The sequence below is a fragment of the Streptomyces sp. UNOB3_S3 genome (assembly GCF_020740895.1).
Taxonomy (GTDB): Bacteria; Actinomycetota; Actinomycetes; order Streptomycetales; family Streptomycetaceae; genus Streptomyces.
The window spans coordinates 1-14,255 of the sequence record NZ_JAILXP010000176.1 but is presented as its reverse complement, the minus strand read 5'-3'; the positions used below and the strand labels follow the sequence as shown (position 1 = coordinate 14,255).

At 71.4% G+C, this 14,255-nt stretch carries 11 protein-coding genes and 1 pseudogene; 5 read left to right on the top strand and 7 right to left on the bottom strand.

Translation table 11 applies throughout. The features are described from left to right. Positions 1-234 (bottom strand): annotated as a pseudogene (locus K6I33_RS19810) (hypothetical protein); the annotation flags it as partial. Positions 235-327: 93 nt separating this feature from the next. On the opposite strand from K6I33_RS19810, the gene K6I33_RS19805 reads away from it, so the two are divergent. Further along, a complete protein-coding gene (locus K6I33_RS19805; RefSeq protein ID WP_229354287.1) occupies positions 328-1,278 on the top strand; it encodes a pirin family protein in 951 nt (316 codons plus the stop codon). Between the two features lie 142 nt (positions 1,279-1,420). After that, on the top strand, positions 1,421-2,452 hold the full coding sequence (locus K6I33_RS19800; protein ID WP_229354285.1) for a DUF2278 family protein: 1,032 nt from the start codon (positions 1,421-1,423) through the stop codon (positions 2,450-2,452). Positions 2,453-2,491: 39 nt separating this feature from the next. Here K6I33_RS19800 and K6I33_RS19795 read toward each other — a convergent pair whose 3' ends face one another. After that, a complete protein-coding gene (locus K6I33_RS19795) occupies positions 2,492-4,624 on the bottom strand; it encodes a SpoIIE family protein phosphatase (RefSeq protein WP_229354283.1) in 2,133 nt (710 codons plus the stop codon). Between the two features lie 129 nt (positions 4,625-4,753). On the opposite strand from K6I33_RS19795, the gene aspS reads away from it, so the two are divergent. Next, positions 4,754-6,523: an aspartate--tRNA ligase gene (gene aspS, locus K6I33_RS19790; RefSeq protein ID WP_229354277.1), complete on the top strand. Its 1,770-nt coding sequence runs from the start codon at positions 4,754-4,756 to the stop codon at positions 6,521-6,523. Between the two features lie 82 nt (positions 6,524-6,605). On the opposite strand, the gene K6I33_RS19785 is transcribed toward aspS, so the two are convergent. The 4 genes from K6I33_RS19785 to K6I33_RS19770 all read right to left on the bottom strand — a co-directional run bounded on the left by K6I33_RS19785 (position 6,606) and on the right by K6I33_RS19770 (position 11,393). Then, positions 6,606-6,974 (bottom strand): DNA-binding response regulator, encoded by a 369-nt coding sequence (locus K6I33_RS19785; protein WP_229354275.1) that lies wholly within the window; start codon positions 6,972-6,974, stop codon positions 6,606-6,608. A 120-nt stretch (positions 6,975-7,094) separates the two neighbouring features. Next, complete coding sequence (locus tag K6I33_RS19780) at positions 7,095-8,975, bottom strand: DUF11 domain-containing protein (RefSeq protein WP_229354273.1); 1,881 nt, start codon at positions 8,973-8,975, stop codon at positions 7,095-7,097. Between the two features lie 311 nt (positions 8,976-9,286). Beyond that, positions 9,287-11,005 (bottom strand): methionine--tRNA ligase, encoded by a 1,719-nt coding sequence (gene metG / locus K6I33_RS19775; RefSeq protein ID WP_229354271.1) that lies wholly within the window; start codon positions 11,003-11,005, stop codon positions 9,287-9,289. Positions 11,006-11,156: 151 nt separating this feature from the next. Next, positions 11,157-11,393: a hypothetical protein gene (locus tag K6I33_RS19770; RefSeq protein WP_229354262.1), complete on the bottom strand. Its 237-nt coding sequence runs from the start codon at positions 11,391-11,393 to the stop codon at positions 11,157-11,159. Between the two features lie 392 nt (positions 11,394-11,785). On the opposite strand from K6I33_RS19770, the gene K6I33_RS19765 reads away from it, so the two are divergent. Together K6I33_RS19765 and K6I33_RS19760 are read left to right on the top strand one after the other, a co-directional pair. Further along, positions 11,786-12,439, top strand: a complete 654-nt coding sequence (locus K6I33_RS19765) for a response regulator transcription factor (protein WP_229354260.1) — start codon at positions 11,786-11,788, stop codon at positions 12,437-12,439. Next, positions 12,436-13,533, top strand: a complete 1,098-nt coding sequence (locus K6I33_RS19760) for a sensor histidine kinase KdpD (RefSeq protein WP_229354258.1) — start codon at positions 12,436-12,438, stop codon at positions 13,531-13,533. Before K6I33_RS19765 ends, K6I33_RS19760 begins: the two co-directional genes overlap by 4 nt. Here the strand turns inward: K6I33_RS19760 and K6I33_RS19755 are convergent. Beyond that, positions 13,475-14,197, bottom strand: a complete 723-nt coding sequence (locus K6I33_RS19755) for a VWA domain-containing protein (protein ID WP_229354289.1) — start codon at positions 14,195-14,197, stop codon at positions 13,475-13,477. The two genes, K6I33_RS19760 and K6I33_RS19755, sit on opposite strands and share 59 nt — an antisense overlap. Positions 14,198-14,255: the final 58 nt, after the last annotated feature.

Below are 14,255 nucleotides of genomic sequence, written 5' to 3'. Positions count from 1 at the left end.
GTATAAGAGACAGGCGTTCAGCGGGGCGGGCGCGGCCTGCGGGGGGATCCGCAGGAAGCCCTTCAGCGCCTCCGCCGCCGCGTCTGCCGCCGCCTTCGACTGCCTGTAGTGCCCGGTCGCGTCGCCGGCGGCCAGCGGCGCGTCCGCGGCCGGGCCGCGGCTCGCCACGAAGATCCCCAGGGCGGCGAGGGCCAGCGCTGCGGCGGAGACGAGAGCGACGTGAGTCGGGCGCATTGATCAAGTGTCCCTCTTCCGGGAATGAACGCGTCTTGAATGTGGTTCACCATTCAACTAACTTGGAACCGCACCCCACCCGAGGAGGCCGCCATGCCCGCCGTGACCGTAGAGAACCCGCTGACCCTGCCCCGTGTCGCCGCGCCCGCCGAGGACGCGGCGCGCCGTCCGGTGCTGTACGTCGGCACCGCCCCCGGCGGCCTCGAGGGGGAGGGTTTCCCCGTCCGCCGGGCCTTCGCGGGCATCGACTACCGCTACCTGGACCCGTTCATCATGATGGACCAGATGGGCGAGGTGGAGTACGCCCCGGGCGAGCCGAAGGGCACCCCGTGGCACCCTCACCGGGGCTTCGAGACCGTCACCTACCTGATCGACGGAACGTTTGTGCACCGTGACTCCCACGGGGGCGGCGGGACGATCAGCGGTGGCGACACCCAGTGGATGACCGCCGGGTCGGGCCTGCTGCACATCGAGGCGCCGCCGGAGTCGCTGGTCGTCAGCGGCGGGCTCTTCCACGGCCTCCAGCTGTGGGTGAACCTGCCGAAGAAGGACAAGATGATGCCGCCCCGCTACCAGGACATCGGCGGCGGCAAGGTCACGCTGCTCACCTCCGCCGACGGCGGGGCGGTGATCCGGCTCATCGCGGGCGAGATCGGTGGTCACCAGGGGCCGGGGATCACCCACACGCCCATCACGATGACCCACATCTCCCTCAGCCCCGGCGCCGAGCTCACCCTGCCCTGGCGCCCGGACTTCAACGCCCTGGCCTACGGCCTCGCCGGCCGCGGCACCGCGGGCGTGGAGGGACGGCCGTTCCGCACGGGCCAGACCGTGGTCTTCGGCGACGGGGACGCGCTCACCCTCCGGGCGGACGCGAGCCAGGAGTCGCGCAGCCCGAACTTCGAGGTGGTGCTGCTGGGCGGGCAGCCGATCCGCGAGCCGATGCGGCACTACGGCCCGTTCGTGATGAACACCGACGCCGAGCTCGCCCAGGCCTTCGAGGACTTCCGGGCGGGCCGGCTGGGGACCGTCCCGGCGGTCTGAGCCGGGACCGTCCCGGCGGTCTGAGCGCGCCCCGCGCACGAGGAGCCCCGGCACTGATCGAGTGGTGCCGGGGTTCCGGCGGGCGCAGGGTGGGAAAGGGCGGGTATCACCAGCGGAATCCTCCAGAGACGGAGGCCCTGTCATGCCGATCAGGCCCTATGGCGTACTCGCGGCCCGTGCCACCGACCGACGTCGGGAGGGTGGCACCCAGACGCCGCACTACCAGATCTTCCTCAAGGACAACGCCGGCGCCTCTTATCAGGTGCCCGTGAACGTCCTGTCCAAAGTGGCCCCGTCCGAGCTGCTGTTCCTGGCGGACGACGACTTCCGGCACCCGGTGACGGGGCTCCTGCCACCGGCGGGCAGCGGCTGGACCCCGCTCGCCTCGCAGGCGGGCTCGGGCGCCCTCGACTTCATCCGCGGCAATCTGTTCGATCGCGCCCGGATGCGCCCGCTGCCGCCGGACCGCCCCGGCGTGGACAACGACCTCTCCGACTTCCTGGACCACTACGCGGAGCGCGCCATCGCCGACCCCACGGTGGCCGTCTACGCCTTCGGCCAGGGCTTCGGGCCCCACCGCTCCGCCCTCGCCAGGATCTTCCGGTTCCGGGCAGCGGGGAGCGGCCCCGCCGTCATCGGCGTCCACGACATCCATATGAACCAGGGCAACGTCGGCGACTTCCGCAAGGACGACGGTGTCTGGCAGGACGGCGGGCTGCTGTTCCATATGACCGCCGAGGACCGCTGGGTGGCGGTCTTCCTGGCCTTCCAGTCACAGGCGTGGCACACCGACGACACCACGGGGCACACCCTCCACGTGCCGGGCGCACCGCTCCCGGCCGGGGAGCACGAGGCCCCGCTGCGCATCGTGGCCGCCCGCGTCGGCCCGGCGCGCCCGGGGCAGGGCGCCGAGTCCGTCACGCTGCTCAACGCCTCCCCCGACCCCCTCGACATGGGCGGCTGGCGGCTCGCCGACGGACGGGGACACCTCCGCCCGCTCCCCATGGGCTCCCTTGCCTCCGGGACGACCGTCACCGTCGCGGGAGGCGACGGATTCCGGCTCGGCCCGGAGGGGGGAGCGGTCACCCTGATCGATCCGGCGGGGCTCAAGGTGCACGGCGTCGCCTATACCCGCGATCAGGTCCGGGGAGCGGGGTGGACGACGACGTTCTGAAAGGTCTCCCGAAGGTTCCTACGTCACGCCTGAAGGCTCCTACGTCACGCCCTCGAACTGCGCCTCCACACCGGAGGCCGCCTCGTACAGCTCGAACCAGATGTTCTTGCCCTCGCCCCGGGGGTCGACGCCCCAGGCCCCCGCCAGCAGCTCCATCAGCACCAGGCCGCGCCCCGAGGAGGCCATCTCCCCGGGGTGCCGGCGGTGGGGCAGCTCGTCGCTCGCGTCCGCGACGTCGACCCGGACGCAGCGGGTGCCGCGCTCGCCGGATATCTCGGCGATGAGCAGCGCGTCGCCGTCCGTGTGGACCAGGACGTTCGTGACCATCTCGGAGACCATCAGCACCGCCGAGTCCGTCTGGTCCGGATCCGGCCAGTCGTGCATCAGCTCGCGGATCTGCTGCCGGGCCTGCGCGATCCGCTCCGGCTCGGCCTGGGCGATGGTCATGACCGTGCGGCGCGGCGGGTGCGGCAGCGCCCCCGGCACCGCGCCCTCCAGCGCGGCGGCCGGGACCGCGCGGCGGAGCAGCAGCAGGGCGATGTCGTCCTCGCGGCGGTCGATGAGCGGCCCGGTCGTGTAGTGGGAGGGCGGCCCGTGGACGGCCTGGACGAGCGCGTCGGCGAGCTTCTCCAGATCGCCGTCCGCGTCCAGGGGGTGGCCCTCGACGGTCGCCCGCAGCCGGGCCATGCCGGACTCCAGGTCGTGGCCGCCGGTCTCGATGAGCCCGTCGGTGAAGACGAGCATCGTCTCGCCGGGCTCCAGGACGATCCGGGTGGTGGGGTAGTCCGTGTCGGGGATGATCCCCAGCGGCAGCCCGCCCGCCGTGGGCCGCACCAGCAGGGTGCCGTCGCTGAGCCGGATCGCCGGGTCGGGGTGGCCGGCCCGCGCGATCACCAGCAGTCCGCTGGAGGGGCAGACCTCGATGTAGAGGCAGGTGGCGAAGCGCTGCTCGTCGCCCGTGTCGCCGGTGCCGTTGATGCCGGCCAGGAAGCGGGAGGCGCGGGAGAGCACCGCGTCGGGGTGGTGGCCCTCGGAGGCGTACGCGCGCAGGGCGATCCGCAGCTGGCCCATGAGCCCGGCGGCCCGGACGTCATGGCCCTGGACGTCCCCGATGACCAGGGCGATCTTGCCGTTGGGCAGCGGGATCATGTCGTACCAGTCGCCGCCGACCTCCAGCCCGCCGCCGGTGGGCACATAGCGGGCGGCCACCGTCATACCGGGGATGTCGGGCTGGACGGTGGGCAGCATCGAGCGCTGGAGCCCCACGCTGAGCTCGCGCTCGGACTCGGTGACGCTGGCCCGGCCCAGCGCCTGGGCGAGCATCCGGGCGACGGTGGTGAGCACCGAGCGCTCGTCGGGGGTGAAGGCGACGGGGACGCCGAAGCCGGCCATCCAGGCGCCGATGGTGCGGCCCGCGTTGATCAGCGGGAGGAAGGCCCAGGACGTGCGGCCGAAGTGGGCCACCTTGCGGTAGGCCTCGGGGAAGCGCCGCCGGTAGTCGTCGGGCGAGGGCAGGTAGACGGCCCGGCCGGTGCGGATGACCTCGGCGGCGGGGTAGGCCGACTCCAGCGGCTGGTCGAGGAACGGGTCCGCCTCGCCCGGCGCGTAGCCGTGGTGGCCGATCACCCGCACCCGGCCCGCCTCGCCGACGAAGACCGCCAGCCCCGACGGCTCGAACCCCGGCATCGACAGCCCGGCCGCCACCCGCAGCACCTCGGACGTCGAGTGCGCCTCCGCCAGCGCCCGGCCCGCGTCCAGCAGGAACGCCTCGCGGTTGCGGTGCCAGTCGGCGACGATGGGCATCCGGGCGGTGGAGGTGCCCTCCATGGCCTCGGCGATCTCCTCGACGGTGCCGACCATCAGATAGTCGGTGCCGCCCCGGGCCGGCTTGGCGCGCAGCCGTACCGTCCGCAGCGACTCGCCCCGGTCGTCCACCACGCGCATCCGCAGCTCGCCGAGGGTTCCCTCGGCCGCGGAGAGGGCGAGGAGGCTGCGGAACTCCAGCCAGTCGACCGCGTGGAACCGGGCGCGGATGACGCTCTCGGTCAGCGGGGCGCGCTCGGGCAGCGCCAGCAGCCGCCTGCCCTCGGCATCGAGGGTGACGGCTCCGGCGGCGTTGTCCCAGCACCACAGCCCGGTCGCCACGGTGGCCAGAACGTCCTCGGTGCGCATTGCCCCACCTTATGCAGGTATGCACAGGGGAGACCACCGATGCCGGGTGGGGCAGTACCCTTGCTTGGTGCTGTATGCACTGTGCGGCGCACCTTAGACCAACGCCCTCGACCACGACTTGGATGAACGATGCATCGGTACCGGTCCCACAACTGCGGCGAGCTCCGTGCGGCTGACGTCGACACCGACGTCCGTCTGAGTGGCTGGCTGCACAATCGGCGCGACCTGGGCGGCATCCTCTTCATCGACCTGCGCGACCACCACGGCATCACCCAGCTGGTGGCCCGCCCCGGCACCGCGGCGAACGAGGCCCTGAGCCACCTCACCAAGGAGACCGTCGTCCGCGTGGACGGCAAGGTCACCAGCCGTGGCGCGGACAACGTCAACCCCGAGTTGCCCACCGGCGAGGTCGAGATCGAGGTCACCGCGGTCGAGGTGCTCGGCGCCGCGGAGCAGATCCCCTTCACCATCAACACCGAGGACGGGGTGAACGAGGAGCGCCGTCTGGAGTACCGCTTCCTCGACCTGCGCCGCGAGCGTATGCACAGCAACATCATGCTGCGCTCCGCCGTCATCTCCTCCATCCGCGAGAAGATGACGAACCTCGGCTTCAACGAGATGGCCACCCCGATCCTGTCCGCCACCTCCCCCGAGGGCGCGCGCGACTTCCTGGTGCCCTCCCGTCTGCACGCCGGCAAGTTCTACGCGCTGCCGCAGGCCCCCCAGCAGTTCAAGCAGCTGCTGATGATCGCGGGCTTCGACCGCTACTTCCAGATCGCGCCCTGCTTCCGTGACGAGGACGCCCGCGCCGACCGCTCGCCGGGCGAGTTCTACCAGCTCGACATGGAGATGTCCTTCGTCGAGCAGGAGGACGTCTTCCAGGTGATCGAGAAGGTCATGACCGACCTCTTCGAGGAGTTCGGCAACGGCCGCCACGTCACCTCCCCCTTCCCGCGCATCCCGTTCCGCACGGCGATGCTGAAGTACGGCTCCGACAAGCCGGACCTGCGCGCCAAGCTGGAGCTCGTCGACGTCACCGACGTCTTCGAGGGCTCGGACTTCAAGGCGTTCGCGGGCAAGCACGTCCGCGCCCTGGCCGTGCCGGACACCGGCGACCAGACGCGCAAGTTCTTCGACGGCCTCGGCGACTACGCGGTCGAGCAGGGCGCGAAGGGCCTGGCCTGGGTCCGCGTCGGCGAGGGCGACGTCCTCTCCGGCCCGATCGCCAAGTTCCTCACGGCGGAGAACGTCAAGGCCCTCGTCGAGCGCCTCGGCCTCACCCCGGGCCACGCCGTCTTCTTCGGCGCCGGCGAGTTCGACGAGGTCTCCAAGATCATGGGCGCCGTGCGCGTCGAGGCCGCCAAGCGCGCCGGCCACTTCGAGGAGAACGTCTTCCGCTTCTGCTGGATCGTCGACTTCCCGATGTTCGAGAAGAACGAGGAGACCGGCGAGATCGAGTTCTCCCACAACCCGTTCTCCATGCCCCAGGGCGGCCTCACGGCCCTGGAGACGAAGGACCCGCTGGACATCCTCGCCTGGCAGTACGACATCGTCTGCAACGGCACCGAGCTGTCCTCCGGCGCCATCCGTAACCACGAGCCCGACGTCATGTACAAGGCGTTCGAGATCGCCGGTTACAGCAAGGACGAGGTCGAGAAGGAGTTCGGCGGCATGCTGCGCGCCTTCAAGTTCGGCGCCCCGCCGCACGGCGGCATCGCCCCGGGCATCGACCGCATCGTGATGCTGCTGGCCGACGAGCCGAACATCCGCGAGACCATCGCCTTCCCGCTCAACGGCAACGCCCAGGACCTCCTGATGGGCGCCCCGAGCGAGGTCGACGAGTCCCGCCTGAAGGAGCTCCACCTGTCGATCCGCAAGCCGCAGACCCAGGTGAAGTAACCCTTTCCGCGCATGCGAACGCCGCCGGGCGGGCTCGATACCGAGCCCGCCCGGCGGCGTTTTCCTGTCGTGGTGACCGGGGTCAGACCAGGGCGGCGGACATCGGCTCCCTGGGGCAGCAGCCCGCCGCCTGGTGCACCGCCCGCGACAGCCGGCCCGGAGTGAGCCGCTCCCCCCACAGGACGGAGCGCACGCCGTACTCCGACACGGCCATCAGCTCCGTCTCGCCGAGCTCGTCGGCGATCACCACCAGGGGCGCGCCTCCGGCCCGGGCCAGTCTGCGCAGCTTCTCCGGGGCGTCGGTGTCGTGCCGCCCCATCAGCAGGATGTCGACCGCCGGCGTCTGGCTGACGACGTCGACACCGGGGAGCGACCGGAGCTGCCGGACGATCCGGTGCCGGCCGACCTCGTCGGCGGAATGAACGTTTACGGTGATGGACTTCTCGAACACATGGTGAAGCCTCCCGGAGCGGGCTGAACGAACGATTGTCGAACGATCAACGCGCGTATAGCGCACGGAGGCCCGGGACCGCGCACAGCGGCCCCGGACCCTTCGGAGGCGGTCCGTCCGCTAGCTCCCGCTCTCCTGCAGGGCGTACGCCCGGAGGTTGTAGAGGGTGCCGTCGGCGGACTCGGCCTGGGACGGGTAGAGGATCTGCGCCCGTACGTCGAGCGGAGTGCCGGGCTCGATGCTGTGCCCGGTCTTGGGCGACTCGATGACGACCTGCCCGTCGGCGCTGCCGTCCTTCACCACCGTGTACCAGCTGGAGTACTGCGGATTGAACCGGCCCGGAACGGCCAGGTCGAAGGTCAGCCGCCACTGCTGGATACGGTTCGCGCTGGCCGCCAGCTCGAAGAGGAACGACCAGACGTAGCCCGAGGCCTCGGGCGGCCAGGTCTGCGCGAAGCCCGTCTTCTCCTTGATGGTGACGTCGGTCTCCGGAGGCGTGACCTTGGTGGTGACGGAGCCGGACGTGTGGGGCGAGGTGTTGGTGACCTTCTTGGTGTCGATCTTCGAGGTGATGGTGAGGTCGCCGGTCCAGTTCGGCTGGACGGTGCCGTCCAGCCGGATGACCGCCTTCCCGTTCTTGGGGAGCTTCAGGGGCTGGGTGAACGCGCCGCCGCTCACCGTGCCCTGCCCGGCCTCGGCGCCGCCGGAGAGCACGGGAGGCCCGAACTTCGCCCCCGTGAGCTGTGCCGGGAACGTACCGGTGAGCTCCGCCTCGCCGACGTCGCCGGGCCCGTTGTTCTGGATGGTCATCGTGTAGGAGACGGGCTTCCCGGAGTCCGCGACCGCCGGGCCCCGCATGCCCAGCGGGACATCGGCCGTCGCCGGCGCGGTCACCTTGGTGGTGACGGAGTCGGAGTACTTCGTCGCGATGTTCGACCGGGTCGCCGAGGAGATGGTGGCGTCACAGGTGATGTCGCCGACGACACCGGTGTTGATCGTGCCGTTCAGCGGGATGACGGCGCCCCCGCCCTTGGGGAGGACGAGCGGCTGGGTGAACGTGCCGTTGGAGATGGTGCCGGTACCGGCGGTCGCGCCGCCGGTGAGCTCGATCGTCCCGAAGACCGTCCCGGACACCTCGGTGGGGATCTTGCCGGTCACCTGGGCGTCGGGCACGGCGTTGGGCCCCTTGTTCGACACGGTGATCCGGTAGCCGATCGGCGAACCGGCCGTCGCCGTCTGCGGCCCCGTCATCGCCAGCGGCATCTCGGCCGGGAGCGTGACCGCCAGATCCCGCACCTCGTAGTTGTTGGTGTACATGCCGGTGGCCGCCGAGAGGCCCAGCTTGAGGGTGGCGGGCAGTGCCGCCTGCCCGGTCGCGTTCCTCAGGTCGTAGTCGATCAGCCGCTGCCAGGAGTTGTCCTTGCGGACGGAGACCGTCACCACGCGGTCGATGACCGTCAGCAGGACGCGCGTGGGGTTCTGGCGGCTCAGGCTGAGCGTCGGCAGCGCGGCGCCGGTGAGGTAGCGGTAGCCGGCGTACTGGTCCCCCGAGCCGCGCAGCACGACGTTGTTCGGCCTCGGCCCCGGTCCGGTGTCACCGGCCTGGCCCGGATCGGAGAACGAGCCGTACTGGTCGATGCCGATGCCGACGTACCCCTTGGTCACGCCGGGCCTCTGGTCCGACTGGCCCTTGTGGTAGCAGGCGTAGCCCAGGGCCCCGCCCGGGCCGCCCGGGCCGGTCTCGTGCGCGCCGTCGATCAGGAAGAACGACATGCCGTCGGCGACGGGCGAGGATCCGCCGTGGGCCGCGAGGTCGAACTCCACCGAGATGCCGTCGCTGCTGGGGAAGGCGATGTTCAGCAGCGCGGTGCCCGCCTGGTAGGTCTGCGCCTGGGTGAGGCTGAGCCAGCCCTGGCCGGTCATCTTCGCCGAGCCGTACAGCTTCCAGTCCGGCGGAACGGTGGAGCCGGCGAAGGACTGCTTGTAGGGGAAGAGCGACATCAGGGGACCTCCGGTGTGGGAACCCGTCGCGTACGCGAAGAACAGACGGACCGTACGCCGGGGCGCACGCCGGTCGCAGGGGCGCCTACGAGCCAGCCGGTGCGATCCGGACAGGGGGCGGTCACCGGCCGCTCCGCCGGTTCCGGGCCGCCGTGGTGCGCCGTGACCTTGGCCGGAACCGCCTCCATAACCGTTTCTTCTGATGGACCGGCGGCGACGGCATGGCGCTAAACACCCCACCCGCCCGTACGCGTGAGGGCCCGGAACCGCCGTGGCGGTCCCGGGCCCTCACGGCCGGATGCCCATCAGGCTCAGACGGCGGTCTCCTCGCCACCGAAGCGCTCGCGGTACGCCGCCAGGTCGTCCTCGGTGATCTTCGCGAAGAGCACCGGCGGCACGGTGAACGGCGTGCCCGCCGGGACGAAGGTCAGCGAACGGGCCTCGTCCTGCGTGACCCACGTCGCCTTGTCGTCGGACAGCTGGAACGCCGAGCGCATGGCGGCCGCCGACGCCGGGATGAACGGCTCGGAGACGATCGCGTACAGGTGGATGAGGTTCATCGCCGTACGCAGCGTCAGCGCGGCGCCCTCGGGGTTGGTCTTGATCTCCAGCCAGGGGGCCTTGGTCTCCAGGTAGGAGTTGCCCGCGCTCCACAGGGCGCGCAGCGCCTGCGCGGCCTTGCGGAACTGGAGCTCCTCCATGTGCCGCTCGTACTCGGCGAGCAGCTCGGCGATCTGGTGGCCCAGCTGCGCCTCGGCCTCGCCCTCCTCCAGACCGGCCGGGACCTCGTCGCCGAACCGCTTGCGGGAGAAGGACAGGACGCGGTTGACGAAGTTGCCCAGGGTGTCGGCGAGGTCCTTGTTGACCGTCGCGGCGAAGTGCTCCCAGGTGAAGGACGAGTCGTCGGACTCCGGGGCGTTCGCGATCAGGAAGTAGCGCCAGTAGTCGGCGGGGAGCACATCGAGGGCGGCGTCGGTGAAGATGCCGCGCTTCTGGGAGGTGGAGAACTTGCCGCCGTAGTACGTCAGCCAGTTGAAGGCCTTGACGTAGTCGACCTTCTTCCAGGGCTCACGGGTGCCGAGCTCGGTGGCCGGGAACATCACCGTGTGGAACGGGACGTTGTCCTTCGCCATGAACTGGGTGTAGCGGACGTCCTCGGCCTCGTACCACCAGGACTTCCAGTCGCGGTTCTCCGGGTCCTGGCCGGCCCACTCCTTGGTGGCGCCGATGTACTCGACGGGCGCGTCGAACCAGACGTAGAAGACCTTGCCCTCGGCGGCCAGCTCCGGCCACGTGTCCGCCGGGACGGGGACGCCCCAGTCCAGGTCACGGGTGATCGCGCGGTCGTTGAGGCCCTCGGTCAGCCACTTGCGGGCGATGGAGGACGCCAGCACCGGCCAGTCCTTGCCGTGCTCCTCGATCCAGGCCTCGACCTCGCCCTGGAGCTTCGACTGGAGGAGGAAGAGGTGCTTGGTCTCGCGCACCTCCAGGTCGCTGCTGCCGCTGATGGCCGAGCGGGCGTCGATCAGGTCGGTGGGGTCGAGGACCCGGGTGCAGTTCTCGCACTGGTCGCCGCGCGCCTTGTCGTAGCCGCAGTGCGGGCAGGTGCCGACGATGTAGCGGTCGGGGAGGAAGCGGCCGTCGGTCAGGGAGTAGACCTGACGGATCGACCGCTCCTCGATGAACCCGTTCTTCTGCAGCTGACGCGCGAAGTGCTGGGTGATCTCGCGGTTCTCCGGCGAGGAGCTGCGGCCGAAGTAGTCGAAGGACAGCCCGAAGCCGTCGTAGATCGCCTTCTGCGCGTCGTGCTGCTGGGCGCAGAAGGTGGCGACGGGCAGCCCCGCCTCCTTGGCCGCCAGCTCGGCGGGGGTGCCGTGCTCGTCGGTGGCGCAGATGTAGAGGGCCTCGCGGCCGGTCTGCCGCAGGAAGCGCGCGTACACATCGGCCGGGAGCATGGACCCCACCATGTTGCCCAGGTGCTTGATCCCGTTGATGTACGGAAGGGCGCTGGTGATGAGGTGTCGAGCCATTGCGGCTGCTCCCTGGTCGCGGTGTGTCGAAGGCTTGGATGCACCTTTAGCGTATCCGAGCGCCAGAGGGGGGCCGCGCTGCTTTTATGACGGCTGTGTCAATGTCGGGAGCGCGCATTCCCCTTGGTCATCCCCTTGGCCATCCCCTTGGTCACGGCTCCATCCAGGCCCGCCACGGTCTGGTGATCGTCTCCCGGAAGGTGTGGTGGGAGGGGTGCCGCCCCACGTGCCGGAACGTCCACCGCTGCCCCACCGCCGCGTCCTCGCTCGGCTCCGAGGCCGAGCCGCACACGGCGCACTGCATCGCGTACGTGATCGGCTCGGCGTCCGGCTCCTGGTCCGGGGCGAGCGTCCAGGTGCCGAAGAGGAAGACCGTCCGCGCCGTCACGACCGGCCCCCCTCTCCATGGCCCCCGCCGCCCGGGCCTGCCTCGCTCTCCGTCGCCGGCCGCGCGTGCTCGGGCGGGCAGTTCCACTCCAGACCGCCACGTGGTGGACGTAGCTGTACGTGACCGGCGTGGTGGTCCATCACTTCGCCGAGCCGTCCGGTCCGGATGTCGACGGCGTAGGTGCCACAGGGAATTTCATCGCTCACGCCTTTATCCATGCCCACTCGCACGTCCCCTGATCGGTTACTGAATGGTTGCGGAGAGTGACGCGCGGATCAAGAGGGCGGGCCCGTCCGTCACGACGGAGAGGTTTCCGAAACACCCCGCCTGGTAGACCCGCATCCTGGATGGAAGGGGGCGTACCCGGACGAGAGGAACGAGGGGCCACCGTCATGCGAGTGCTCGTCGCCGAAGACGAAGAGGTGCTGGCCGAGCTCGTGGCCACCGGGCTGCGGAGGGCCGGGTTCGCCGTGGACACCGTCTACAGCGGGGACGCCGCGCTGGCCTACCTCGGGCTGCACGACTACGACGTCGTCGTCCTCGACCGGGACCTGCCCCGGGTGCACGGCGACGACGTGACGCGGCACCTCGTGGCCGCCGGCTCCCGCACCCGCATCCTGATGCTCACCGCCGCCGGGTCCATGGAGGACCGGGTCGCCGGGCTGGACCTGGGGGCCGACGACTATCTCCCCAAGCCGTTCGAGTTTCCCGAGCTGGTCTCGCGCGTACGGGCGCTGCGCCGCCGCAGCGCCCGGCCCGCGCCGCCGCTGCTGGAGAAGGCCGGGCTGAGCATGGACACCGTGCGGCGCACGGCCAGCCGGGAGGGGCGCGAGCTCGAGCTCTCGCCCAAGGAGTTCGCGCTGCTCCAGATCCTGCTGGAGGCCGACGGGGCCGTCGTCAGCGCCGAGGAGCTGCTGGAACGGGCCTGGGACGCGCACGCCGACCCCTTCACCGGGGCCGTCCGGGTGGCGATGAGCAAGCTGCGCGGCAAGCTCGGGGACCCGCCGCTCATCCGCACCGTGCAGGGCGTCGGGTACACCCTGTGAGGCGGCCCGTCCTCACGGCCCGCGCCCGGATCGCCGTCGCGTTCGGGGCGGTGTTCGCCGTGCTCGGCACGGGGCTGCTGGTCACGGTGAACGTCCTGTCCCGGGCCGGTACGCGGGAGCGGGCCGGCCGGATCGCCCGGCTGGCTGTGCCCGCGGAGACCGGGCCCTGGCCGGTCCACGGGCAGCCGCGGGAGACCGTGGGCAGCGCCACGATCTACCGGCTGTCGGGCGACGTCAGCGAGGCCGCCTCCCACGAGCTGGTCCTCTGGTCGGCCGTCGCCCTCCTGCTGACCGCGCTGCTCGCGCTCGGCGTCGGCTGGTGGACGGCCGGGCTGTTCCTGCGGCCCGTCCAGGGGGCGCTCGACAGCCAGCGGCGGTTCATCGCCAACGCCTCGCACGAACTGCGCACCCCGCTGGCCACCCAGCGCGCCGCCGTCCAGGTCGGGCTGGACGGCGAGCCGTCCCCGGAGGACCTCGCCCGGACGAGGGCGACGCTCCTGGAGGCCAACCGCCAGTCCGAGCGCCTCATCGACGGGCTGCTCCTCCTCGCCCGCGGCGAACGCGGCCTGGAGGGCCGCGAGCCGCTCGACCTCGCCGAGGTCGTCCGCGAGGAAGTCGCCGCCGTCGCGGGGGAGTCGGCGCGGGCGGGCGTACGGGTCGTCCTCCACACCGGCGGGCCAGTCCCCGTCTCCGGCGACCGGGTGCTGCTCGGCCGGCTCGCAGGCAATCTGCTGCGCAACGCCGTCGGCTACAACCACCCCGGCGGCAGCGTGGACGTCACCGTCGCCCCGGGCCGGCTGACCGTCGTCAACACCGGTCAGCCCGTGCCCGCCGCCGAGGTGCCGGCGCTCTTCGAGCCGTTCCGCCGGGGCCGTGGCCGGGAGCGGCTGGGCGGGGGGTCCGGGCTCGGGCTGTCCATCGTGCGGTCGGTGGCCCGGGCGCACGGCGGTACGGCGAAGGCCGCCCCCAACGCGGGGGGCGGCCTCCGGGTGGTCGTCGACCTGCCGGCCGGGCGGCCCGGCACGGAGGGGAGGGCTAGCGGACGATTCCGGCGGCGCGTGCTTCCACCAGCCATTCGGGGAACTCGACCATGAGCTCCTTGTAGAGCTCGTCGTCCGCCACCAGCCGCGGTTCGAGGCCGGCGTGGAAGAAGCCGGCGTTGTCGACCACCCGCCGCTCCGGCACGGGCAGGTCGTCGAGGCGGCGCAGGAAGTCGAAGCCCTTGCTCTCCGGGTCGCCGAAGCCCACGAACTGCCAGAAGATCGGCAGTCCGGCCGCCTCGCACAGCGCCCTCTCCGCGGCGGGCTTGCTGTAGGGCGCGCCGTCGGTCTGGAAGATGACGAACGCGGGGTCGGTGGCGCCGGACGCCTTGTAGTGCGCGACGACGGCCTCGATGGCCCAGTGGTAGTTGGTGCGGCCCATGTGGCCGTAGGACTCGTGGAGTTCCTGGATCCGGCCCCGGTGGTCGCCGAGGTCGAGCTCGGCCGTGCCGTCGACGTCCGTGGAGAAGAAGACGACGGGGACGACGCCGTCGTCGTCGAAGTGGGCCGCCAGGCCCAGGGCCTGCTCGGCGAGGTGCTGGACGGAGCCGTCCTTGTAGTAGCGGCGCATGGAGCCCGAGCGGTCCAGGACCAGATAGACCGCCGCGCGCTGGCCCGCCAGGCCCTGCTTCCGCAGCGAGACGCCCGCCGACTTGTAGAGGCTGACGAGGCCGGGCGCGGTCTCCTCGACCTTTTCCAGACTGATGGCCGCCGTCATCGCGGGCGCGGGCTCCGGGTCCGGGCCGGGCGGCGGCTCGGGCACGGGGTGGGGGTCC